The organism is Cellulosimicrobium funkei, assembly GCF_900155925.1.
Classification (GTDB): Bacteria; Actinomycetota; Actinomycetes; order Actinomycetales; family Cellulomonadaceae; genus Cellulosimicrobium; species Cellulosimicrobium funkei.
This window is the reverse complement of sequence record NZ_FTMI01000001.1, coordinates 180,903-203,600: the sequence shown is the minus strand read 5'-3', so window position 1 is coordinate 203,600 and position 22,698 is coordinate 180,903. Positions and strand designations below refer to the sequence as shown.

At 74.1% G+C, this 22,698-nt stretch carries 18 protein-coding genes; 3 read left to right on the top strand and 15 right to left on the bottom strand.

Annotated elements, in window-relative coordinates:
* Positions 1–28 precede the first annotated feature (28 nt).
* A complete protein-coding gene (xylA, locus tag BXA05_RS00830) occupies positions 29–1,210 on the top strand; it encodes a xylose isomerase (protein WP_076403356.1) in 1,182 nt (393 codons plus the stop codon).
* A 1-nt stretch (position 1,211) separates the two neighbouring features.
* The gene (locus BXA05_RS00825) at positions 1,212–2,807 is read left to right on the top strand and encodes a xylulokinase (RefSeq protein WP_076403354.1); all 1,596 of its coding nucleotides are present in this window, start codon (positions 1,212–1,214) and stop codon (positions 2,805–2,807) included.
* 79 nt (positions 2,808–2,886) lie between these two features.
* Here BXA05_RS00825 and BXA05_RS00820 read toward each other — a convergent pair whose 3' ends face one another.
* The 3 genes from BXA05_RS00820 to BXA05_RS00810 form a co-directional block, all read right to left on the bottom strand.
* On the bottom strand, positions 2,887–3,219 hold the full coding sequence (locus BXA05_RS00820; protein WP_076403352.1) for a hypothetical protein: 333 nt from the start codon (positions 3,217–3,219) through the stop codon (positions 2,887–2,889).
* A gap of 122 nt (positions 3,220–3,341) precedes the next feature.
* Positions 3,342–3,803 (bottom strand): tRNA (cytidine(34)-2'-O)-methyltransferase, encoded by a 462-nt coding sequence (locus BXA05_RS00815; protein WP_076404033.1) that lies wholly within the window; start codon positions 3,801–3,803, stop codon positions 3,342–3,344.
* 269 nt (positions 3,804–4,072) lie between these two features.
* On the bottom strand, positions 4,073–4,984 hold the full coding sequence (locus BXA05_RS00810) for a LysR family transcriptional regulator (RefSeq protein WP_076403349.1): 912 nt from the start codon (positions 4,982–4,984) through the stop codon (positions 4,073–4,075).
* 82 nt (positions 4,985–5,066) lie between these two features.
* Between BXA05_RS00810 and BXA05_RS00805 the strand changes: the two genes are divergently transcribed.
* On the top strand, positions 5,067–6,065 hold the full coding sequence (locus BXA05_RS00805; protein ID WP_083711204.1) for a DMT family transporter: 999 nt from the start codon (positions 5,067–5,069) through the stop codon (positions 6,063–6,065).
* A gap of 33 nt (positions 6,066–6,098) precedes the next feature.
* On the opposite strand, the gene BXA05_RS00800 is transcribed toward BXA05_RS00805, so the two are convergent.
* The 12 genes from BXA05_RS00800 to BXA05_RS00745 all read right to left on the bottom strand — a co-directional run bounded on the left by BXA05_RS00800 (position 6,099) and on the right by BXA05_RS00745 (position 22,621).
* Positions 6,099–7,163: a hydroxyacid dehydrogenase gene (locus BXA05_RS00800; RefSeq protein ID WP_076403347.1), complete on the bottom strand. Its 1,065-nt coding sequence runs from the start codon at positions 7,161–7,163 to the stop codon at positions 6,099–6,101.
* Complete coding sequence (locus BXA05_RS00795) at positions 7,160–8,347, bottom strand: dihydrodipicolinate synthase family protein (RefSeq protein WP_211435806.1); 1,188 nt, start codon at positions 8,345–8,347, stop codon at positions 7,160–7,162. Before BXA05_RS00795 ends, BXA05_RS00800 begins: the two co-directional genes overlap by 4 nt.
* Positions 8,347–9,405 (bottom strand): NAD-dependent epimerase/dehydratase family protein, encoded by a 1,059-nt coding sequence (locus tag BXA05_RS00790; protein ID WP_034652423.1) that lies wholly within the window; start codon positions 9,403–9,405, stop codon positions 8,347–8,349. The genes BXA05_RS00795 and BXA05_RS00790 overlap by 1 nt, the downstream gene beginning before the upstream one ends.
* Before the next feature lie 8 nt (positions 9,406–9,413).
* On the bottom strand, positions 9,414–10,334 hold the full coding sequence (locus BXA05_RS00785) for a carbohydrate ABC transporter permease (protein WP_232422954.1): 921 nt from the start codon (positions 10,332–10,334) through the stop codon (positions 9,414–9,416).
* Positions 10,331–11,287, bottom strand: a complete 957-nt coding sequence (locus BXA05_RS00780) for a carbohydrate ABC transporter permease (protein ID WP_081895826.1) — start codon at positions 11,285–11,287, stop codon at positions 10,331–10,333. Before BXA05_RS00780 ends, BXA05_RS00785 begins: the two co-directional genes overlap by 4 nt.
* 73 nt (positions 11,288–11,360) lie before the next feature.
* Positions 11,361–12,635: an ABC transporter substrate-binding protein gene (locus BXA05_RS00775; protein ID WP_076403345.1), complete on the bottom strand. Its 1,275-nt coding sequence runs from the start codon at positions 12,633–12,635 to the stop codon at positions 11,361–11,363.
* 103 nt (positions 12,636–12,738) lie between these two features.
* Positions 12,739–14,160 (bottom strand): Gfo/Idh/MocA family protein, encoded by a 1,422-nt coding sequence (locus BXA05_RS00770; protein WP_076403344.1) that lies wholly within the window; start codon positions 14,158–14,160, stop codon positions 12,739–12,741.
* Between the two features lie 418 nt (positions 14,161–14,578).
* The gene (locus BXA05_RS00765; protein WP_170963112.1) at positions 14,579–16,798 is read right to left on the bottom strand and encodes a peptidase C14; all 2,220 of its coding nucleotides are present in this window, start codon (positions 16,796–16,798) and stop codon (positions 14,579–14,581) included.
* Between the two features lie 86 nt (positions 16,799–16,884).
* Positions 16,885–19,155, bottom strand: a complete 2,271-nt coding sequence (locus tag BXA05_RS00760; RefSeq protein ID WP_244550352.1) for a peptidase C14 — start codon at positions 19,153–19,155, stop codon at positions 16,885–16,887.
* An 888-nt stretch (positions 19,156–20,043) separates the two neighbouring features.
* Positions 20,044–21,108 carry a GNAT family N-acetyltransferase gene (locus BXA05_RS00755; protein ID WP_076403342.1) on the bottom strand — a complete coding sequence of 355 codons (1,065 nt, stop codon included), beginning with the start codon at positions 21,106–21,108 and terminating at the stop codon, positions 20,044–20,046.
* 164 nt (positions 21,109–21,272) lie between these two features.
* A complete protein-coding gene (locus BXA05_RS00750; RefSeq protein ID WP_076403341.1) occupies positions 21,273–21,875 on the bottom strand; it encodes a HEAT repeat domain-containing protein in 603 nt (200 codons plus the stop codon).
* 56 nt (positions 21,876–21,931) lie between these two features.
* The gene (locus tag BXA05_RS00745) at positions 21,932–22,621 is read right to left on the bottom strand and encodes a GntR family transcriptional regulator (RefSeq protein WP_076403339.1); all 690 of its coding nucleotides are present in this window, start codon (positions 22,619–22,621) and stop codon (positions 21,932–21,934) included.
* Between the last annotated feature and the right edge of the window lie 77 nt (positions 22,622–22,698).

The following is a 22,698-nucleotide window of genomic DNA, read 5'->3' as shown; positions in this document are numbered from 1 at the left end:
CTCCGGCCCTCTCGACGAGGAGACCACCGTGGCCGACGAGACCACCCAGGACATCAACTTCTCCTTCGGTCTGTGGACCGTGGGCTGGACCGCGCAGGACCAGTTCGGCAGCGCGAGCCGCCCGGCGCTCGACCCGGCCGAGTCGGTGCGTCGTCTGGCCGACCTCGGCGCGTGGGGCTTCACGTTCCACGACGACGACGTCGTCCCCTTCGGCGCGGACGACGCCGAGCGCACCAAGCGCCTCGACGCGGTGCGCCAGGCCGCGGAGGACACGGGCCTCGTCATCGAGATGGTGACGACCAACCTGTTCAGCCACCCCGTCTTCAAGGACGGCGGCCTCACGTCGAACGACCGCGGCGTGCGCCGCTACGCGCTGCGCAAGGTGCTGCGCAACGTCGACCTCACCGCCGAGCTCGGCGCCAAGACGTTCGTCATGTGGGGCGGCCGCGAGGGCACCGAGTACGACGGCGCGAAGGACCTGCACTCCGCGCACGAGCGCTACGCCGAGGGCCTCGACCTCACCGCGGCGTACATCAAGGAGAAGGGCTACGACCTCAAGATCGCGCTCGAGCCCAAGCCGAACGAGCCCCGCGGCGACATCTTCCTGCCGACCATCGGCCACGCGCTCGGCCTCATCGCGAAGCTCGACAACGGCGACATCGTGGGCCTCAACCCGGAGACGGGCCACGAGCAGATGGCCGGCCTCAACTACACGCACGGCCTCGCGCAGGCGCTGTGGGCGGGCAAGCTCTTCCACATCGACCTCAACGGCCAGCGCTCGATCAAGTTCGACCAGGACCTCGTGTTCGGCCACGGCGACCTGCTCTCCGCGTTCTTCACGGTCGACCTGCTCGAGAACGGCTTCCCGAACGGCGGCCCCACGTACACGGGCCCGCGCCACTTCGACTACAAGCCGTCGCGCACCGAGAACGAGGTCGGCGTGTGGGACTCCGCGCGCGCCAACATGGAGACCTACCGCCTGCTCGCGCGCAAGGCCGCGGCGTACCGCGCCGACTCGCGCGTCCAGGAGGCGTTCGCGCACTCCGGCGTGTTCGAGCTCGGCCAGTCCACGCTGGGCGAGGGCGAGTCCGTGGCCGACCTGCTCGCGGACCGCAGCGCGTACGAGGAGTTCGACGTCGACGCCGCAGCGAACCGCGACTTCGGCTTCGTGCGCCTCAACCAGCTCGCGCTCGAGCACCTCATCGGCTGAGGTGGCCACCGACGCCAGGACGTCCGACGCCGGCGGCGAGCGCACGCTCGTCGCCGGCGTCGACACGTCCACGCAGTCCTGCAAGGTCGTCGTGCGCGACGCCGCGACGGGCGCGCCCGTCCGCACCGGGTCGGCCAAGCACCCCGACGGCACGGAGGTCCACCCCGACGCGTGGTGGGACGCGTTCCGCGAGGCCGCGTCCGCTGCGGGCGGGCTCGACGACGTCGCGGCGCTCGCCGTCGGCGGCCAGCAGCACGGTCTCGTCGCGCTCGACGCGGACGGGAACGTCGTGCGCGACGCGCTCCTGTGGAACGACACGCGCTCGGCGCCCGCGGCGCGCGACCTGATCCGGGAGCTCGGTGAGGCCCGCCTCGCCGAGGGCGTCCCCGACGCCCACGACCGGGTCGAGTCCGCGACCGAGGCGGGCGCCCAGGCGTGGGCCGACGCGATCGGGTCCGTGCCGGTCGCGTCGCTCACGGTGACGAAGCTGCGCTGGCTGCGCGACGCCGAGCCGGAGAACGCGGCGCGCGTCGCCGCCGTCGCGCTGCCGCACGACTGGCTCACGTGGCGCATCGCGGGGTACGGCCCCGCGGGCGACGAGTCCGCGCCGCTCGGGCCGGACCTCGACGCGCTCGTCACCGACGCGTCCGACGCGTCGGGCACGGGCTACTACGACGCGACGAGGGACGACGGCCCCGACGGCCGGGGCGCGTACCGCCTCGACCTGCTGGAGCTCGCGCTCGGACGGACCGACGTCGTGCTGCCGCGCGTCGTCGCGCCGTCGGCGACGGCGGGCGTCGCGCACGCCTCGGTCGCCGGGAGCGCGGTCGAGGACGGCACGCTGCTCGGCCCCGGCGCGGGCGACAACGCCGGTGCGGCGCTCGGCCTCGGCATGGTCGCGGGCGACGTCGCGGTGTCGATCGGGACGTCGGGCGTCGTGTCCGCCGTGACCGACGACCGCACGGCGGACGGCTCCGGGCTCGTCAACGGGTTCTCCGACGCGACGGGCCGGTACCTGCTGCTCGCGGTGACGCTCAACGCGAGCCGGGTGCTCGACGCCGCGCGCGCGGTGCTCGGGGTCGACCACGCGGGGCTGTCGCGGCTCGCGCTCCAGGCACCCCCCGGCGCTGACGGGCTCGTGCTCGTGCCGTACCTGGAGGGCGAGCGCATGCCCAACCGCCCCGACGCGTCGGGCACGCTGCACGGGATCCGGCTCGGCACGTCGACGCCGGAGCACCTCGCGCGCGCGTACGTCGAGGGCATGCTGTGCGGCCTCGCGGACGGGCTCGACGCGCTGCGGGCGCTCGGCGTCCGGGTCGAGCGCGTGCAGCTCATCGGCGGCGGCGCCCAGTCCGAGGCGGTCCGGCGCATCGCGCCGCAGGTCCTCGGCCTGCCCGTCACGGTCCCCGAGCCCGGCGAGTACGTGGCCGACGGCGCCGCACGCCAGGCGGCGTGGGTCCTCGCCGCGCACGAGGCGGGCGGCTCCGGGGCGGACGTCGCCCCGCCCACCTGGGCCGCGTCGTCGGCCACGGTGGTCGAGGCAGACCCGGTCCCGGCCATCCGCGAGCAGTACGCGGCGGTCCGCGACCTCGTCTGACACGACCTCGCGACAGCAGGGAAGGGCCCGGCCCCCGTGAGGGGGTCGGGCCCTTCGCCCACGACGGTGGGCAGGAGGGTCAGAGCACGCGGACGACGGGGCCCGTCACGCCGGCCTTGCGGCCCACCGCGGCGGCGCCGGTCACGCCCCAGACCGGTCCGGCGATCTCCACCGACGCGACCGACGTCGTCGAGACCGACCGGTTGAGGTTCGTCCCGTACGCGTTGCCGTAGACCTCGAGCAGCACCCAGTCGCACGTGCCCGCGCCGACGGTGAAGACGTTCCCGGTCCGGGTCACGTCGAACGTGCACACGCCGCCGTCGTAGGGGGCCGCGCTCGCCGAGGGGGCGATCGCGACGGCAGCGGCAACGAGGGCGGAGACGGCCAGGGCGCGCAGTCGGAGAGTTCGCATAGAGCTCCTTTGCTCAGGTGTGGGGGGCCGCGATCAGCCCGGCCAACATTCCACCGTGGCGCTGCACTGTCAGCAACTCGAGTGCTACGTAAAGTTGACCCTCGCCAGGTACGTGCTTTCCCTTATGTGCCGCCCGCGAAGCCCGTCTGGCGCCACGCCTCGTAGACGGCGATCGACGCCGCGTTGGTGAGATTGAGCGAGCGGCGACCGGGCAGCATGGGGATCTTCAGCTGGTCCGTGATCCGCTCGTGGGCCAGCACGTCGTCGGGCAGGCCGGTGGGCTCCGGGCCGAACAGCAGGACGTCGTCGGGCCGGTACGTCACGTCGGTGAACGACGTCGTCGCGCGGGTCGTGAACGCGAACACCCGGCCCGGGAGGGTCGCCAGCGCGGCGTCGAGGTCCGCGTGCACCTCGACGCTCGCGAGGTCGTGGTAGTCCAGCCCCGCGCGCCGCAGCTTGGGCTCGTCCAGGTCGAACCCGAGCGGCTCGACCAGGTGCAGCCTCGCCCCGGTCACCGCGGCGAGGCGGATCGCGTTGCCCGTGTTCCCCGGGATGCGCGGCTCGAAGAACACCACGTGGGGCAGGGTCGACGGCGGTCGGGCGGCCGGGTCGGCGACGTGCGGCCGCCAGTCGGTGCGGGGGTCGGGGGTCTCGCTCACGCCCCCGATTCTCGCAGCGCCGCGGGGCAGGTGCGCCCCCGCGAGGTAGAGCCCTAGTTCCCCGGGGAGTGGGCTGGTCCCGCGAGGTAGAGCCCCGGTGGCGCGAGGTAGAGGTGTGGTGGCCCGCCGCGGGCGACCGCGCCTCTACCTCGGCGGACCAGGGCTCTACCTCGGCGGCCGGGAGGCGTCGGGCCTCAGCGCGCGGCCGGGACGACGGCGCCCGCGCGCGCGACCGCGCGCAGCTCGTCGAGCACCGCCCGGGCGGGCGGCGTCGAGGCGGCGGCGTCGCGCACGACGGCGTAGACCGACCGGACGGGCGCGGGCCGCACGACCGGGACGGCGACGAGGCCGGGTGGCAGGTGCACCGCGCCGAGCCGCGGCAGCACCGTGATGCCGATGCCCGCGCCGACGAACGCGACCGCCGTCGGGTAGTCGTGGGCCTCGACGTGGAACGGCGGGCTGAACCCCGCCGCGGTGCACGCCTCGACGAGGTTGCGGCGGCACCACCCTCGCGCGAAGTCGTTGTCGACCCAGCGCTCCGTCGCGAGCGCGGCGATCTCCACCTCGGGCTGCCCGGCGAGCGGGTGGTCGGCGGGGAGGACGGCGACGTAGGGGTCGTCCAGCAGGTGGTGCGCCCGGAACCCGGTGCCGGGGACGAAGGCGGGCGACGCGACGGCGACCTGCACGTCGGCGCGGGCGTCGGGATCGTCGGGGATCGCCTCGCCGAGGGCGAGGTCGAGCCGGACCCCGGGGAACTCGGTCGTGAGCCGTCGGACGACACGCGGCAGCCACGCGGAGCCGGCGGAGGCGAAGTACATGAGAGACAGGGTCCCGGTCCGCCCGGCGCGCAGGTCCGCGACGACGGCCTCGACCTCGCCGAGCCGGGCGAGCACGCGGTCGGCCTGCGCGGCGAGCTCGAGCCCGGCGGCCGTCGGCCGGACGCCCCGCCCGGCGCGCTCGAGGAGCGCGAGCCCGGTCTCGCGCTGGAGCGCGGCCACGTGCTGGCTCACCGCCGACGGCGTGTACCCGAGGTTGGCGGCGGCGGCCTGGACCGAGCCGCTCGCGACGACGGAGCGGAAGATCCGGAGACGATGCACGTCCAGCATCCCCTCACGCTACAGCCGTACTGCATCGAACGGTAGGAACACGTGCTGGTGCTGAACGGTGCGGCGGGGCGACGATCGACCCGTGACCGCACCCGAGACCTCGACGACGACACCCGTCGGCTCCGCCCGGCCCGGCCTGCCCTCCGCCCGCGGACCGGCCCGTCGCGCCGGGCTGCCCGTCGTCCTCGCGGTGGCCGTGACCGTCGTGCTGTGGGCGTCGGCGTTCATCGGCGTGCGCGCCGCCGGGCACGACTACGCGCCCGGGTCGCTCGCCCTGGGCCGCCAGCTCGCGGGCAGCCTCGGGCTCACCGCCGTCGTCGCCGTGCGGTGGCTCCGCAGCGGGCACCGGCCCGTGCTGCCCCGCGGCCGGGTGCTCGCGGGCGTCCTCGCGTGGGGCGTGGGTTGGTTCAGCCTCTACAACCTCGCGCTCAACGCGGCCGAGCAGCACCTCGACGCCGGCACGACGGCGCTCCTCGTCAACGTCGCGCCCGTCCTCGTCGCGGTGCTCGCGGGCGTCCTGCTCGGCGAGGGCTTCCCGCGGCGCCTGCTCGTCGGCATGGCCTCGGCGTTCGCCGGGGTCGTGATCATCGCGGCCTCGACCTCCTCGGGCGAGCGCGACGTCGTCGGCGTGGCGCTCGGGCTCACCGCCGCCGTCCTCTACGCCGCGGGTGCGACGTCGCAGAAGCGCCTCCTCGCGCACCTCGACGCCCTGACGATGACGTGGGTCGGGTGCCTCGCGGGCACGGTCGCGCTCCTGCCGTTCGCCCCGGCGCTCGCGGCCGACGCCACCGCGGCGCCGCCGTCGTCGACGTGGGCGGTCGTGCTGCTCGGGCTCGGCCCGACGGCCGTCGCGTTCACGACGTGGGGCTACGCGCTCTCGCGCCTCAGCGCGGGCCGGGCCGCGGCGACGACGTACCTCGTCCCGCCGCTCGTCGTGGTCCTGTCGTGGCTCGTGCTCGCGGAGATCCCGGCGCCGGTCACCTTCGCGGGCGGCGCGCTGTGCCTCGCCGGGGTCGCGGTCGCGACGCTCCCGCGGCGGCGGGTCGCCCCGGTGCCCCCGGTGCCGGCCGCGCGAGCCTGACCCGGCCCTGACCCGGCCCCGCCCGCCGCGGGCTCAGCCCATGCGGTCGAGGTCGGCCTCACGCACCTCGTGCACGAGCGGCTCGCCCGCGCGGAAGCGCTCGAGCTCGTCGACGACGATCGCGCCCTGCGCGAGCCGGCCCTGCACGGTCGCGGCGGCGTGGTGCGGCGTGAGGAGCACGTTCCGCAGGCGGCGCAGCGGGTGGTCCTCGGGCAGCGGCTCGGCGTCGTAGACGTCGAGCGCGGCGCTGATCCGGCCGCTCGCCAGCTCACGGACGAGGGCGTCCTCGTCCGTGAGCCACGACCGTGCGGTGTTGACGAGCCCGGCGTGGTCGGGCAGGAGCGCGAGCTCGCGCGCGCCGAGCAGGTGGTGGGTCTCGGGCAGCACGGGCGCGTGCAGCATCGTCACGCGGCTCGTCGCGAGCATCTCGTCGAGCCCGACGAGGGTCGCCCCGAGCGCGGCGGCGTCGGCGGGGGAGAGGGTCGGGTCGGCGACCACGACCTCCGCGCCGAGCGCACGGAGCATCGCGATCGCGGCGCGCCCGGTGCGCGACGCCCCGACGACGCCGACGCGCGTGCCCGCGATCTCGTACCGCGGGGGTGCGGCCTCCGCGTCGGCCCACGGGACGCCGTCGTGCAGGGCGTTGTGGAACGCGGGGACCTGGTGGAGCAGCGCGAGCGCGAACGTCACCGAGACCTCGGCCACCGGGCGTGCCATCGCCTGGCCCGCCTGCGTCACGCGGACCCCGCGCTCCCACAGCGCGGGCGTGACGAACGGCTTGACGGAGGCGCCCGTGTGCGCGACGAGCCGCAGGCCGGGGAGCCGGTCCAGGAGGTCCGCGTCCAGGGGCGGCGTGCCCCAGGAGACGACGAGCGCGTCGACGCGCTCGCGCGCCGCGGGGCTCAGCCGGTCGAGCGCGACGCCGAGCGCGCGCGGGTCGTCGACGACGTCGAACGGTCCCGCGCCCGCCAGGCGCTCCCACACGTCGGGGGCGAACAGCTCGGTGCGCAGCCACGGCGCGACGGCGACGACCGCGCGGGCCGCCCCGGTACCCGGGCCGGGCCCCGCGACGGTCTCCGTACCGGGCGCGCCGGTCACCGCAGCCAGTCCTCGAGGTGCTCCGCGACGAGCGCGTCGTCCGCGGCCGCGAGCCACGGGTACGACGCCGTCACGCGCGTCAGCTCGTCGGCCTGCCCGGGGGAGAGGGTCTCCTCCGGGTCGAGGCACCAGATGCCGTCGAGCAGGCCCTGGCGGCGCAGCACCTCGTGCACGCCCGCGATGACGCCCGCGAAGTCGTGCGCCGCGTCGAAGACGGCCGCGTTCGCGTCGGTGAGGCCGACCGCGCGCGCGGTGAGGGTCGCGAGGGCGGCGGCGTCGGGCACGGTGGTGCCGCCGTCGGGGCCGATGCCGTGCGCGGCGTGCGCGAGGGCCAGCGTCTCGACCGCCCCCCGGGTCCAGACCGCCCACTGCCCGAGCAGGCCGCCCACGAACCGCGCCGTGAAGGTCGAGGCGCGGCCCTCGGCGTCGGTCACCGGGACGTCGAGGCGCTGCGTGAGGTCGGCGACGATCGCGTCGTCGTTGCCCGTGTACAGCGCGATCTCGTCGCCGCGACCCGACGCGGCGACGCCGCGCAGCACGTCGATCGTCCGGTAGCGGTGGAACGGCGCGGCCTTGATCGCGACGACCGCCTCGATCGACGCGTACTCGCGCCAGAAGCCGACGGACAGGCGCGGGCCGCCGATCGCCTCCTGGAGGTAGAACCCGATGACGGGCAGCACCTCGCCGACGGCGCGGGCGCGGTCGAGCAGCACGCGCTCGACCTCCTCGCCCGAGCCGGCGAGACCGGGCACGCGCGGCGCGAGCAGCACCGCGTCGTAGCCGAGCGACGCCGCGAGCTCCGCCTCCGCGACGGCCTGCCGCACGTCGCCGGCCGCGCCCGCGACCTGGACGAGCGGGCGGGGCCCGGTGTGCAGCGAGCCCGCGGGCGCGTCGCCCGCGGCCGTCGCGCGCGACACCTCGGCCGCGAGCTCGAGCACGGGCCGCAGGAGCCCGTGCTCGCGGATCTCGAACTGCGTCGTGTGGACCCCGACGGCGACGCCGCCCGCGCCCGCCGCGTGGTAGTACCGCGTGAGCGCGCGCTGGCGGCGCTCGTCGAGGCGGCGGTCCGCGTCGAGCGCGAGGGGCTGGGCCGGGATGACGGTCCCCGCCCGCAGGAGCGCGGCGACGTCGTCGGCGAGGCGCGGGGTGGCGGGCGCCGCGGCGGGGGCGGTGGGGGCCGTCATCAGAACGCCCCGTCGCGCACGGCGAACTTCGTCGGCTTGCCGCTCGTCGGCAGCCCGGCCGCGAGCCACTGCGCCTGCCAGTCCACGAGCGTGCGCAGCGGCACCTGCGGGTAGCCGAACAGCTCGTGGCAGCGCGTCGCGTCGTTGAGCAGCGCCGTCGGGGCGGGCTCGCCCGTGAACGACACCTCGCGGTCGAGGCCGCGGCCGAGGAGCTCCGCGAGGCGCCGCACCGACGCCGTCTCCGGTCCGGTGAGGTTGATCGCCGTCGCGGGCGACGACGCGAGCGCGAGCGAGCGCAGCGCGACCTCGTTCGCGTATCCCTGCCACACGACGTTGACGTGCCCGGTGGTGAGGTCGACGGGCTCGCCCGCGAGGATCGGCGACGCGACGTCGAACAGGACGCCGTAGCGCAGGTCGACGGCGTAGTTGAGGCGGATCGTCACGACCTTCGTGCCGCGCGAGAGCGCGGCGTGCTGGAGCACGCGCTCGCGGCCGAGGCAGCTCATCGCGTACTCGCCGACCGGCCCGACGGGGTGCTCCTCGGAGCACCCGCCCGACTCGACGGGCACGAGCGGGTAGACGTTCCCGGTGGAGAACGCGGCGATGGTCGAGTCGGCGTAGCGGCGCGCGACGTCGTGCACGAGGGCCGCGTTCGCGGCCCACGCGAGCGACGGCGCGGACGACGTGCCGAACTTGGCGCCCACCATGTAGACGACGTCGGCGCCGTCGGGCAGCGCGGCGAGGTCCGCGTCGGGCGCGAGCAGGTCGGCCGCGACGACGTTCACCCCGGCGTCGCGCAGACGGTCGGCCTGCTCGGGGTCGGACCACCGCGAGACGGCGTGCACGGCGTCGCCCGTGCGCCCGGCCGCGTCGAGCGCCCGGCGGGCGAGGACGGTGAGGCTCGGGCCCATCTTGCCGCCCGCGCCGAGGATGACGAGGTCGCCCGAGCGGGCGGCCAGGTCCTCCACGAGGGCGGGCGACGGCGTCGTGAGCAGCTCCTCGAGCTCCGCGACGGACGTCGGGGCCTTGAGGGCGGTGGTGCTGGTCTGCGTGGTCATGTGGTGAGTCATCCCTTGATGCCGGACGAGGTGACGCCCTCGACGAAGAAGCGCTGGGCCACGAGGTACGAGGCGAAGATCGGAACGAACGAGATGGTGGCGCCCGCGAGCACCATGTTGAGCGGCACGTCCTGCTGCTGGAGCGAGGCGATGCCGACGGTCAGCGTCCAGTGGTCGGTGCCCTGGCCGATGATGAGCGGCCACAGGAAGTCGTTCCAGTGCCACAGGAAGACGAACGTGCCGAGCGTCGCGAGGATCGGCTTGCACAGCGGCAGCACGATGCGCAGGAAGATGCGCCACTCCGAGGCGCCGTCGAGCTTCGCGGCCTCGAACAGCTCGTCGGGCAGGTCGAGGATGAACTGCCGCATGAGGAACACGGCCTGCGCGTTCGCGAGCGTCGGCAGGATCAGGCCCCAGTACGTGTCGAGCCCGCCCGCCTGCGCGATGAGGATGAACGTCGGGATGAGCGTCACGTGGTACGGGACCATGACCATCGCGAGGAACGACCAGAACATCGCCTCGCGCCCGGGGAACTTCTTCTTCGCGAACGCGTAGCCGGCCATCGACGCGAGCAGCAGCACCGCGACGACGGAGACGACGGAGTACACGAGCGTGTTGACGAGCCAGGTGCCGATGTTGCCTGCGCCGAGCACGCGGCCGTAGGCCTCGGTCGTGAGGTTCGTCGGCAGGAGCGACGCGGGGAAGTCGATCGCGGCGGCCGGCTTCAGCGACAGCACGACCATCGCGTAGAACGGGAAGATCGTCACGACGGCGGCGAGCGAGAGCACGACGTAGCGCAGCACCTTGCCGCGCAGCGACAGGTCGCTCGCGCCCTTGCGGCCGCGCCGGCGGCGGGTCGCGGTGGGGCGCACGGGCATCGCGGCGCCCTCGAGCACCCGCCCGGTGGTGGTGGGGTCGACGGCGGTCACTTGTCCCTCCCGATGGCGTAGCGCTGGATCAGGGCGACGACCAGCGTGACGACGAACAGCGCGACGCCGAGCGCGCTCGCGTAGCCGAGGTCGAAGTACTTGAAGCCCTGGTCGTAGATGTAGAAGACGAGGTTGTAGCTCGCCCGTGCGGGCCCGCCCGCCGTCATCACGTAGACGAGGTCGAAGATCTGGAACGACGCCGTCGTCTCGATGACGGCGAGGAAGAAGAGGGTCGGCTTGAGCTGCGGCGCGATGATGTGCCAGAACCGCTTCCACGGCCCGGCGCCGTCGATCGCGGCGGCCTCCTCGAGCTCGCGCGGCAGGTCCTGCATGCGCGCGAGGAGGATGAGCATCCCGTAGCCGAAGCGCGACCAGATCGCGACCATCGCGAGCGCGGGCAGCACGAGCAGCGTGTCGCCCAGCCAGGAGTCGGTCGAGAACCCGAGCGCCCCCATGAGCTTCGACCACGGGCCGTTCGTGGAGAACACCCACGTGAACACGGTCGCGGCGAGCACGAGGCTCGTGACCACGGGCAGGAAGAACACCGAGCGGTAGAAGCCGGAGCCGCGGAACGAGCGACGCACCATGAGCGCCATGAACGTCGAGATCGCGAGCGACACGGGGACGATCAGCACGCTCAGCACGACCGTGACGCGCAGCGCCGACCAGAAGATCGGGTCGTCGACCATGCGCCGGAAGTTCTCGACGCCCGTCCACTCGGCACCGACGCCGATGGTGTAGTCGAAGAAGCTCAGCGCGACGCCGGCGATCGCCGGACCGAAGCGGAACAGCAGGAACAGCAGGAACGCGGGGAGGGCGAACAGCAGGCCGATCCTCGCCTCACGGCGCTCCAGGACGCGGCGGGTCGTGCCGCGCGAGGGCCTCGACGGCGTCGGGCGCCGGTCGGGCCCGTCGGCGGTCAGCCCGTCCGAGGTGGGGGCGGTCGCGGTCATGGGTTCTCCTCTCGTACCGCGAGGTACCGCGGCGCGGGCAGCAGGGGGACGGCTGCCCGCGCCGCGGCGTCGGTCAGCCGAGCAGCGGGTTCGCCGCCGCGGCCGCGTCCTTCAGGGCCTGCTCGGGCGTCTTCTCGCCGATGAGCGCGGCCTGGAGCTCCGGGGCGAGCACGCCCATGACCTCACGGGACTTCTCGTTGACCTCGCCGGCCGTCGTGTACTGGAGCGTCTCCTCGAGCGCGGACAGCACCGGGTCGTCGGCGTAGAGGCCCGACTCGCTCTCGTACGGCGAGAACCAGCCGGCGGCCTGGGCGTACTCGGCGCTCACCTCGGGCGACGTCGCGAACGCGGCCCACTTGCCCGCGGCGTCGAGGCTGTCGGCCGTCTTGAGCACGGACAGCGAGCCGACGGTGCCGAACGCGACCGCCTCCGCCTCCTTGAGCGGCGGAAGGACGACGACGTTCTCCTCGCCCCAGAAGCCCGCGACGTCCGCGGGGCCCTGCTGCCAGGTGCACGCGATCTTGCCCTTGGCGGTGTTCGTCTGCTCGAACGCGGGGATGGTCGTCAGCAGGTCCTTCTCGATGTACCCGCCCTCGGCGAGGTCGACCGCGAACTGCAGCGCCTCGACGCCCTCGGGGGAGTCGAACGCGACCGACGAGCCGTCCTCGGAGAAGACGGACCCGCCCGCCTGCCACAGCAGCGGGTAGAAGGACTCGTTGAGCGTCGCGTCGACCGAGCCCCAGTAGTTGGTGACGTCGTAGCCGGCGGCCTGGAACGTCGGCGCGAGCGCCATGAGGTCGTCCCACGTCTCCGGGTAGTTCCCCGCCTCGCCGACGGCCTCGAACGCCGCGGCGTTGCACACGAGCGGCTTGCTGTTCATGATCAGCGGCGAGCCGAGCACCGCGCCGTCGACCGTGACGGCCTTCGACGCGTTCTCGCGCAGGTCGCCGACCTGGTCCGTGACGTAGTTGTCCACGGCGGCGAGGGACTTGCCGTACTTCGGGATCTGGTCCGGGATGAGGTAGACGACGTCGGGGCCCTTGTTGCCCGCGATCGCGGTCGCGAGCGTCTCGTCGCGGCCGGCCCACGGGTAGATCTCGACCTTGACGTCGACGTCGGGGTTCTCCTCCTGGAACGCGGCGACCTGCTCGTCCCAGAAGGCCTTGTGGGCGGCCTCGTCGGCGATGACGGGGTACGTCCACATGGTGACGGAGCCGGACGCGGCGCCGTCCTCGGGCGTGGGGGTGGAGCTGCCGGCGCCGGCACCGCCGGCGCAGGCGCTCAGCGCGCCGAGCGTGCCGACCGCGAGCGCGGCGGTCCAGAGGCGCTTCGTCGTGCGCAGGGTCATCGACGTGTCTCCTTGGTGAGGTCCCGCCCGGGTGGGCGGGTGGGGGTGGGGGTGCTGCTGGGCGGTGTGGTGCTGTGGTGGTGCGGTCGTCGGGCCCGGCGCGTCAGCGCGCCGGGACGTCGACGACGGTGCGCCGGTGGCGCGACTCCTCGGCCGCGAACACGGCGAGGTGGCTCTGCAGGGACTCGACGGCGCCCGACCGGACGTGGCTCGGGTCCCCCGTCGCGACGGCGCGCACGAACGCGTCCATCACCCCCGAGTCGCCGCCGCCGTGGTCGTCGGCGGCGTTCGTGGCGCCGTGGTGGCCGCCGTCGTGCACGGTGACGCTGCCGTCGCGGAAGTCGGTCACGCGGACCTTCTCCCCGTCGCCGTCGAGGCACCCGTGGGTGCCGAAGATCTGGGTCTTGCGGTGGTCCTGCTCGGAGAACGCGGTCATGGTGAACGTCGCCGCGCCGCCGCCCTCGAGCTCCATGGCGACGACCTGGTGGTCGACGACGTCGTTGTCCGAGGCGTAGACGCAGCGGCCGTAGTCGGTCGTGCGCAGCGCCTCGACGACGCCCGCCTCGTCGGTCGCGTCCGTGATGACGGAGACCGGCCAGATCGGGCCCTTCTCGCGCAGCGTCGACAGGTACAGGCGCGGGGCGGAGTACGGGCACGTCGGCTCGAGCGGGCAGTCCAGGCAGCGGTCCGCCGCGCCGGCGGGCCGCTCTTCGGGCCGGAAGTGCTTCAGGGAGCCGAAGCTCGCGACCGTCGCGATCCGCTTGCCCGTGACGTAGCGGATCCAGTCGAGGTCGTGGCTCGACTTCGCGAGGAGCATCGGGCTCGACGTCTTCTCGGAGCGCCACGGGCCGCGCACGTAGGAGTGGGCGTCGTGCCACCAGCCGACGGGCTCGAGGTGCTGGACGTTGACGATCTCGCCCAGGACACCCGAGTCGACGACGGACTTCACGAGGTCCGTGTACGGCATGTAGCGCATCACGTGGCAGACGCCGAAGAGCACGCCCGACGCCTCGACCGCGTCCACGACGTCCCGGCACTCCTCCGGGCTCGGCGCGAGCGGCTTCTCGACGAGGATCGCGTACCCCTGCGGCGCGAGCGCGACGACGGGGTCGCGGTGCTCGCGGTCCTGCGTCGCGACGATCACCATGTCCGCGACCCGGCCCGTGCCCCCCGCGGCCCGGTCGGCGTCGCCCGCGGCGACGAGGTCCTGCCAGCCGGCGAACTCCGCGACCTGCGGGAGTGCCGCGCCCAGGCCGACGGCGGGCGCGGAGGTGTCGGCGGCGAGCGCGGCGGCGGTGGTGGCGGCCGGCGTGACGGCCGGGTCGGCGGGGCCGCCGGTCTGGGCCGCGGCGGCCTGGGCCGCGACGGCCTGGTCGACGACGAGCCCGCGCTGGTGCGCCCGAGGGTCGGCGACGGCGACCAGACGGGCGCGCTCCGGGTGCTCGGCGATCCAGCGCGCGTACGTCTGTCCGCGGTTCCCGGCGCCGACGAGGGCGACGGTGACAGGCTGGGGGGTGGGGGTCACGTGTGCGGTCCTTGCTCCGTTGCGATGGTCCTGCGGGGCGGGGGTCTCCCGGCCCTGGCAGGCCTCGTTTGCTATTTGCTATAGCAAGCCTGCCATGTCGATGTTACGCCAGATCGGCGCTCGTGTTAACTCGCGCACGACGCGATGCGGAGTTGTGACCTTTCGTGCCGGTCGTCGAGGGAGGCCGGTTGCGCTCGTGGCGGTCGGCCTGGCACGGGGTCGGGGAGGCGGCTGCGGGTCTACCATCCGCGCTGCTCGTGCCTCGCGGCGCTCCCGCCAGGCCCGCCACGACCCGCAGCCGCCTCCCCGACCCCTTCGTCGTCTCACCTTCTCGTGGGGCGAGCGCCGATCTGCTCCGCGCTCCTCGTCGTCCGGCGACGAGGAGCGCGGAGCAGGGGCCGGGTGTCGTCGCGCCCGGTCAGACGACGAGGTTGCCCGTCGTGACGACGCGGTCGCCGTCGTCGGGGAACGCCGTGCGGGTGACGTCCTGCTCGACGTTGCCGCTGTGGAGGACGAACGAGTCGCCGCCCAGGGCGGACGGTGCGAGCGCCAGGGTGCCGCCCGCGAAGGTCGAGCCCGTGGCGGACCACGTGTTGATGCCGGCGTCGAGGTTCACGTGCCCAGTGTCGCCCGACGGCGCGGTGCTCCGGACGCCGTCCAGCGCCCAGGTGACCGGCTTGTCCGCCTTGGCCCTGCGCAGGAAGCTCCCGCCCGCCGGCTTGCCCTCGAGCCGGGCGCCGCCGTCGAGCCGGACGGTCTGCTCGGCCGCGCCCGCCGCGACGAGGGCGACGTTGCGCACGACGCCGCCGCGCACCGTGAGGTCGCCGCTCACCGTCACCGTGCCCTCGCCCTCGGCCGCCTCGAGCGTGCACGTGTCCAGCACGACGGCGCCCTTCCCGGCGAACGACGCGTTCTTCAGCCCGTTGAGGGTCGTGCGCACGAGGTGCACCGGGTTCGTGACGTTCGCCTGGGTGATCGCGGTGTCCGGCAGGACCGCGAAGCGCGACCCCTCGATGACGTTGGGCCGCTTCGACAGCGCCGAGGCCTGGGAGATGATCAGGGTGTCGTCGGCCTGGCAGCCGCGGAGCTGCACGCCGTCGGCGTTGACCCACAGCATCCCCGAGCCCGCGAGGCCGTCCTTGCGGATGACCTGCACGTCCTCGAGCGTGAGGTCGGTGACCTTGACCCGTGCGACGAACCACGAGCACACGTGGCGCGTCACCGTGATGCGCTTGGCCGCGCCTCCCCACGCCGCGCCCGAGTTGGCGAACGTCATGAGGCCCGAGTTCCCCACGTACGTGAGGTCGTGCTCGTACTGGCCGTGCGTGACGAACGGGCCCTGGTCGTCGCCGTCGCCGTGGCAGTTCTCCACGAGCCCGTACGACGACGCGGTCCAGTCGTTGAGGTGCCGCGCGTTGGTCGTGTGGCAGTCCACGACGTGCCCGTAGTTGCAGTAGATCTGCTGCGTCAGGTAGCCCGCGCCGCCCCACGTGACCGACGCCGGGTTGCTCAGCGAGCAGCCCGCCGTGCGGAAGAACGTGCTCCAGCGGCGCATGACGAGCGGCCAGAACGTCGCGACGCCGTGCACGTTCTCCACGTCGCAGCGCACCGCGTACTCGTAGGCGATCGGGTGCGAGCCCGTGTACTGGTCGCCGTCGGGCCGGCCGCGGAAGGCGAGGTTGCGCACGTGCACCTGCTCGACGGGCTCCACCCGCGTCCACGTGAGCGTGCGGCCCTTCGCGAGCGACCAGCCCGCCTTGTAGTTGACGCGCACGTGGGTGGCGTCGACGATCTGCGTGATCTGGACGAGGCGCTGGAGCTCGCGCTCCCACCGGCCGGCGAGCGCGTTGACCTCGACCGCGTACCACTGGCCCACCTCGAACTGCGAGGAGTCCGCGACCTCGTAGTCGTCGCGCAGCTCCGGCATCGTCGCCGTGAGGGTGTTCTTCCGGACGTCCTCCGTGACCTTCCCGCGGAAGAACAGCACGGCCGCGAAGGGGTCGTCCTGCCCGGCGTCCTCGATGCCCTCGGTCGTCATGAGGTGGTTGCCGAAGTCCAGCTCGAGGTTCGAGCGCGTGAACGTGTGGCGCCGCGTGAAGTTGAGGTCCGTGTGCGCCTCGATGCGCGTGACGCTCGGGTCGTTCACGAGGGCGTCGAGCGCGTCGTCGGCGGGGTTCTCGGGGCCGAAGAGGCCGAACCAGCGGAAGTCTCCGGTGCCGGTGTGCAGGGTGTGCCAGCGGCCCTTGGCTCCTGCGTCGGTCGGGGCGAGGACGGTGCCGCCGTTGGCGGCGGCGGTGGACTTGGCGTCGTAGCGCAGGAGCCGGGCGGCGCCGTCGCCGGGGGTCGCGTGGCCGAGGAGCTGGGCGACGGTGCCGTCGTCGAGCTTCTTGGCCTTCCAGCCCGTGAGCTCGGCGACGGTAGCGGCGACGAGGACCTCGGCGTCGGGCTTGTCGTCCTTCTTCGCCGCGAGCGGCGCGCCGACGAGGGGCGCCCCGTGGGCGCTGCCGCTGCCGAGGGCGACGGCGCCCGCGGCGAGGGAGGCGATGCCGGCGACGCGCAGCAGGTTGCGCCGCGAGGGCGGCTGGGCGGCCTCGCCCGGCGCGGCCGGCGTCGGCTCGGTCGTGGTCTCGAGGGTCATGGGGGTGTCCTTTCGTCGGCCCGGCGCGACGGCGCGGGTGTCGGTGGGGAGGCGGGAGCAGGGTGCCCGGGCGTCGCCCGGGCGGGTCACACGGTGAGGTTCGCGTCGACGAGCACGCCGTCGCCCGCGGTCGGCAGGCCCGCGCGGTCGACGCCGGTCTCGACGTTGCGGGCATGGAGGACGCGCACGCCGTCGGGCAGGTCGAGTCGACCGCCCGTGAACCGCGACCCGGTCGCGGCGTAGCGGTCGCCGGGGCGCAGCGCGACGTGCGCGGTGCCGTCGGCGGCCCGCAGGTCGGCGCCGCGGAGCGTGACGTCCACGGCGCCCGCGCCGGTGCCGCGCGAGACGAGGGCCCCGGCCGTCGTCGTGCCGGCCGCCCGGACGGCGTCGAGCACGAGCCGCTGGTCGCGCGCGCCGCTGAGCCGCACGCCCACGCCCTGCCACGACCCGCCCGTGACGGTGACGTCCGCCGAGCCGAGGTCGACCGGCGCGGCCGGGGCCTCGTCCGTGCCGCCGACGAGCTCGCAGTCGGTGAACGTCACGGGACCGGCGCCGCGCAGGATCGTGCCGTCCACGCCGGTGATGCGCGTGCGCACGAAGTGCACGGGGTTCGTCACCGGCGTCTGGTGCAGCACCGACCCCGCGGGCAGCGCGAACGCGCAGTCCTCGACGACCGTCGGGCGCCGCGACAGCGACGACCGCTGCCCGACGGCGAAGAAGCCGGCCGTGCAGCCGCGCACCTGTGCGCCGTCGGCGTTGATCGTGAGCGTCGCCTGCGGGTCGAAGGTCGACCGTGCGACGACGTGCACGTCCTCGAGCGTGAGGTCCGTGATCTTGGTGCCCGCGACGAACCACGAGCACGTGTGGTGCTTGACCGTGATGCGCTTGGCCGCCGTGCCCCACTGGCCGCCCGAGTTGGCGATGTCCATGAGCCCGCTGTTGCCGACGAACACGAGGTCGTGCTCGTACTGGCCGTGGGTCGTGAAGGGGTTGCCGCCCTGGTCGTCCCCGTCGCCGTGGCAGTTCTCCACGAGGCAGTACGCCGACGCCGTGAGGTCGTTGAGGTGCCGCGCGTTGTGGCTCGTGCAGTCGGAGACCCGCCCGTACAGGCAGTAGATCTGCTGCGTGAGGTAGCCGGCGCCGCCGTAGAACACCGTCGGCGGGTTGGCGACCGAGCACCGCTCCGTGACGAAGTGGGTGTTCCAGCGCCGCATGATCACCGGCCACCACGTGCGGTGGCCGTGCACGTCCGAGACGTCGCAGCGCACCGCGTACTCGAACGCGACGGGGTGCGAGCCGGTCATCTCGCGGTCGTCGGGCAGCTCGCCGTTCGCCGGGCCGTCGAAGGGCCCGGACCCGTGGAACGTCATCGCGCGCACGTGCACCTGCTCGACGGGCTCGACGCGCGTCCAGGTGAGCACGCGCCCGGCGGGCAGCTCCCAGCCGTTCTTGTAGTCGACGCGGACGTGCGTCGCGTCGAGCACCTGCGTGACCTGGACCAGGCGCTGGAGCTCGCGCTCGTCCCCGCCGCCGCCCGGGCGCTCGTCCGAGCGCAGCGCCCACCACTGCCCGACGGCGAACGCGCCCGCGTCCGCGACCTCGAAGACGTCCGTGAGGTCGGGGAGCGTCGTGGCGAGCGTGCGCTGCTGCGTCTCGTCGGTCACGCGACCCTGGAAGAACAGGACCGCGCCGAACGGGTTGTCGTGGGCGTTGCGCTCGATGCCCTCCGTCGTGACCGTGCGCCCGCCGAAGTCGAGCTCGAGGTTCGAGCGGGTGTAGGTGTGGCGTCGGGTGAAGTTGAGGTCGGTGCGGGCCTCGATGCGGGTGATGCTGGGGTCGTTCACGAGGGCGTCGAGGGCGTCGTCGGCGGGGTTCTCGGGGCCGAAGAGTCCGAACCAGCGGAAGTCCGCGGTGCCCGTGTGCAGGGTGTGCCAGCGGCCTGTGGCTCCCGCGTCCCGGGGGGCGAGGACGGTGCCGCCGTTCGGGGTCGCGGTGGACCTCGCGTCGTAGCGCAGGAGCCGGGCCGCGCCGTCGCCCGGGGTCGCGTGGCCGAGGAGCTGGGCGACGGCGCCGTCGTCGAGCTTCTTGGCCTTCGAGCCGGTGAGCTGCGCGACGGTAGCGGCGACGAGGACCTCGTCGTCGGGCTTGTCGTTCTTGCTCGCGGGGAGCGTGCCGGCGAGGGGCGCCGCGTGCGCGCTGCCGGTGCCGAGGGCGACGGCGCCCGCGGCGAGCGAGGCCATGCCGGCGACGCGCAGCAGGTGGCGGCGGGAGGGTGACGACGCCGCCTCGGCGGTCGTGGGGTCGGTCGCGCCGAGGTCGTCGGACGCGGGGCGGGTCTGGGATCGGGGAGTGGACAACGGGGGCACCCTTCGTGACGTCGGGAGGACGCCGTGCGGGCGGGCGACGCGGTGGCTCCGGCGGCCCGGGGCTGCGGGGTGTTCCGGGGGAGCGGTGCTGCGGGGGTCGTGCGGTTCCGGTGCTGGGTCGGGGGTCAGCGGGTTCGTGCGCGTCGTTGCGACGGTGAACCGGACTCTCGGAGAGTAGCGGGATGCTATGGCATCGTCAAGGGCAGATCGAAAGGCGTCGGCGCAGGTCAGAGCGGTTGTCGAGCAAGAACGATTGCCATAGCAATTGAACCGAGGCGGAGCTCGGCACGCAGGCGGCGCCGACGTGTAGCCGTGGTCGCGCGAGGTAGAGCCGTGGTTGCGCGAGGTAGAACTCCGGTCGCGCGAGGTCGAACCGTGGTTGCGCGAGGTAGAGGTCTGGTCACGCGAGGTAGAGCCGCGGTGTGACCCGCGGCGCGCGCGGGCTTGGGTCGGCGCGCCGTCGGTCGGTCTGGCGGTCGTGGGCCGGGAGGCCCGGCTCGATCGCCTCTTCACTTCCATGCCCGCCCGCCACTCGGCGACCGCCGGGCCTGGGGGATCCCCTGTGGCGGCCCGGTGCCTCGTCGACCAGGCCGTCCCGGCGGGTCGAGCAGGCGAAACGGGTGCGTGAGGCGACCTGGACGCGCCCGGACCGCCTGATCGACGTAGCGGTGCCATGCTGCGACACGGAAATGTCGCATGCGTGGACAGCGACGACCTGGACCGATCCCACCGTCCTGAGCACGCGCCGTCGGGCACCAGGGCGGGGTTCTCCGTTTCGGCCCACCAGGGCTCTACCTCGGCGAACTGCTGCTCTACCTCGTTGACCTGCGGCTCTACCTCGGCGGACTGGGGCTCTACCTCGAGGGGTGGGTCAGCCGGTCAGAGGTAGTCGCCGGGCCAGTGGAAGCCCACTCCGGCCGCGGCGGCGTCGCGGAGGTGCGCGACGACGTCGGTCGCCGCGCCAACGGGCCGGAGCATCCCCGTCGTGTCGGTCGCGACGACGGGCGCGTCGAGCACCGCGGCGGCGAAGCGGTCGGTCAGGGCGTGCGCGGGGAGGCGCACCTCGACGGTGGGGGCGCCGTGCAGGTGTGCGCGGTGGAGCGTGGTGCGCGCGAGGGCGTCGACGACGTCGTGCGCGCGGTCCGAGGCCGGGTCGACGCCGAGCTCGCGGACCTTCAGCACGCCTGGCTCGGGCTCGAGGACGAGGTAGCCCACGACCTCCCCGTCGGCTGCCCGTGCGGTGAACACCTCGGCGCCGGAGTACCAGAGCGGGATGCGGTGCTCCCAGTGCTCGGCGGTGCGTCGGGTGGCGAGGGGGCGCGGCCCGCCCGCCACGGTGTCGAACGCGTCGTGCAGCACGGCGAGCTGCTCCCACCGCAGCGCGACCGACCACGCGGGCCACGGGACGCCGGGCAGGCGGTAGGTGCGGGTCCGCACGGGGGCGTCGCCCACGAGGTCCGACGGCGCGGCGTCCGTCGGGAGCCCGTCGTCGTCGAGGTCGTCGTGCCCGGGGTCCGGCTCGTCGACCGGACGCGGCGCGCCGCGCAGGAGCGGCACGTCGAACGTCTCGAAGCCGCTCGACCGGTAGACGTCCGGGGTGCCGGTGAACAGCAACGCGACGTCCGCGCCGTCCTGCTCCATCTGCTCGACGACCCGCGCGAGCAGCGCGCGGACGAGGCCCCGGCCCCGCGCCTCGGGGGCGGTCGCGACGTTCGCGACGCCGCCCGCCCGGAGGGTGCCGCCGTCGGGCCCGCCGAGCTCGCGCGGGGTCCAGTACACCGAGCCCACGACGCGGCCGTCGTCCGGGTCGACGGCGACGTGCGTGCGGTCGAGCCGGCCGTCGTCCGTCTCGTAGACCGGCACCATGAGCGGCGCGGCGAACGCTCGGCCCCACAGGGCGTAGAGCGCGGGGACGTCGTCGGGCGTGGCGGTGCGCAGGTGCATGGCAGTCCAGGGTCCGGGCCGGTGTTGACGGGATGCTATAGCAAAAGTAGGGTCGCGGGACGACCGTCGGCGTGCGACGCGACGGACCGTGCGGGCCGGGCTGGGCGCGCACGAACGCCCCGGATGGCGGCGGTGCCGCCATCCGGGCTGCTGCTCGCCCGACATCAGCCGAGCCGCTGGGCTGCCCGTCGGACGTACGGGCGTGAGTCGCCCGCGGCGAGCCTCGCGTACGTCGAGAACCGGGGTGAACCCACCTCGTGCAGGACGTGCAGCGCGGCGATCCGCTGGTACTCGAGGCCCGACTCCCAGGCTGCGACGGCGCACCGTTCCGCGACCGGTGCACGGAGCGCTCCGAGCGACAGCAGCGCGCGACGGCGGACGTACTCGTCCTCGTCGGCGACGAGTGTCACGAGCAGGGGGATGGCCTCGGTCCCGATCGCCGGGAGGTATGCCGCGACCTGCCACCGTGCGTGAGCCTCGGCCGACGACGGGGTGGCGCAGACGTGCTCCGCCACGTGGGCCAGGGTCTTCGGGTGCTCCGCGAGCAGATCGGCGAGGTCCTCGACCTCGTTGTCACGAGCGAGCAGGTAGAGGAAGGACTGCTTCTCCGCATCGTTCCACTCCTGGAAGGGTCGGTCGGCGAGGAGGGCCCGGGCGCAGTCGTACACCGCAGGCCACTCCAGGTAGTCCGTCTCCCACTCGCCGAAGTCCTGGGGATGCGTCCGCGCCCAGGCGGCGAACGCTTCGGCGGCGCGCACGATGTCCATCCCGCGACCCTAGGCGGCCGGGGTTCGCGTGAGCCGCTGCGCGGACGCTGCGGCGGTCAGCCGTTCGCCGCGGCGGGCTCGGCGTCGTCGTCCGTGTGGCTCGCGAGGCGCGCGGCGGCCTCGCCGATGTGCTCGGCCATGACGCGCTGGGCCGTGTCCGGGTCGCCGCCCGCGATGGCGTCGACGATGAGGTCGTGCGTGCGCGCGTGCGCGACGCGCGCCTCGGGCTCGAGCGCGGCGTTCGCGGCGCGCAGGAAGCCGGTGATGCGGCTGCGGAGCTGCGCGTTGAGCGTCATGAGCATGCGGTGGTCGGCCATCTCCCAGAGCTGCTCGTGGAAGCGCCGGTCGAGCTCGAAGACACGGGGTTTGCTGCCCTTCTCCGCCGCCTGGACCATCTGCTGGACCGTCTTGCGCAGCTTCGCCTCCTTCGCCGGGTCCCAGGCGTCCTGGACCCGGACGACGGCGAACTGCTCCAGCAGGGTGCGCAGGCTCGAGATCTCCTCGAGGTCGCGGCTCGTGAGCGCGGCGACGCGTGCGCCGCGGTGGGGGAGCCGCTCGACGAGGCCTTCCTGGGTCAGCCGCGTCAGTGCCTCGCGCACCGGGATGTGGCTCGTGCCGAGGCGTTCGGCGAGCTTGCGCTCGACAAGCCGCTCGCCCGGCGCGAGGTCGCCGCTGAAGATCGCCTCGCGCAGCTCGACCGTGACGCGGTCGGCGACGTTCTGGTCCGGCACGCTCTTGAGCGCCATGGTTTCTCCGTGGTGTCGTGGGGGCGGCGGGCTCGGATCGTCGAGGGTGGGGCGCCGCTGAAGGATAGCGGCCACGG

What these genes read in the sequence shown, in the direction of transcription:
- BXA05_RS00820 (WP_076403352.1), bottom strand. Translation starts at nt 3,219, where the DNA reads ATGCGAACTCTCCGACTGCGCGCCCTGGCCGTCTCCGCCCTCGTTGCC.
- BXA05_RS00810 (WP_076403349.1), bottom strand. Translation starts at nt 4,984, where the DNA reads ATGCTGGACGTGCATCGTCTCCGGATCTTCCGCTCCGTCGTCGCGAGC.
- BXA05_RS00795 (WP_211435806.1), bottom strand. Translation starts at nt 8,347, where the DNA reads ATGACGGCCCCCACCGCCCCCGCCGCGGCGCCCGCCACCCCGCGCCTC.
- BXA05_RS00790 (WP_034652423.1), bottom strand. Translation starts at nt 9,405, where the DNA reads ATGACCACGCAGACCAGCACCACCGCCCTCAAGGCCCCGACGTCCGTC.
- BXA05_RS00780 (WP_081895826.1), bottom strand. Translation starts at nt 11,287, where the DNA reads ATGACCGCGACCGCCCCCACCTCGGACGGGCTGACCGCCGACGGGCCC.
- BXA05_RS00775 (WP_076403345.1), bottom strand. Translation starts at nt 12,635, where the DNA reads ATGACCCTGCGCACGACGAAGCGCCTCTGGACCGCCGCGCTCGCGGTC.
- BXA05_RS00765 (WP_170963112.1), bottom strand. Translation starts at nt 16,798, where the DNA reads ATGACCCTCGAGACCACGACCGAGCCGACGCCGGCCGCGCCGGGCGAG.
- BXA05_RS00755 (WP_076403342.1), bottom strand. Translation starts at nt 21,108, where the DNA reads ATGCACCTGCGCACCGCCACGCCCGACGACGTCCCCGCGCTCTACGCC.
- BXA05_RS00750 (WP_076403341.1), bottom strand. Translation starts at nt 21,875, where the DNA reads ATGGACATCGTGCGCGCCGCCGAAGCGTTCGCCGCCTGGGCGCGGACG.
- BXA05_RS00745 (WP_076403339.1), bottom strand. Translation starts at nt 22,621, where the DNA reads ATGGCGCTCAAGAGCGTGCCGGACCAGAACGTCGCCGACCGCGTCACG.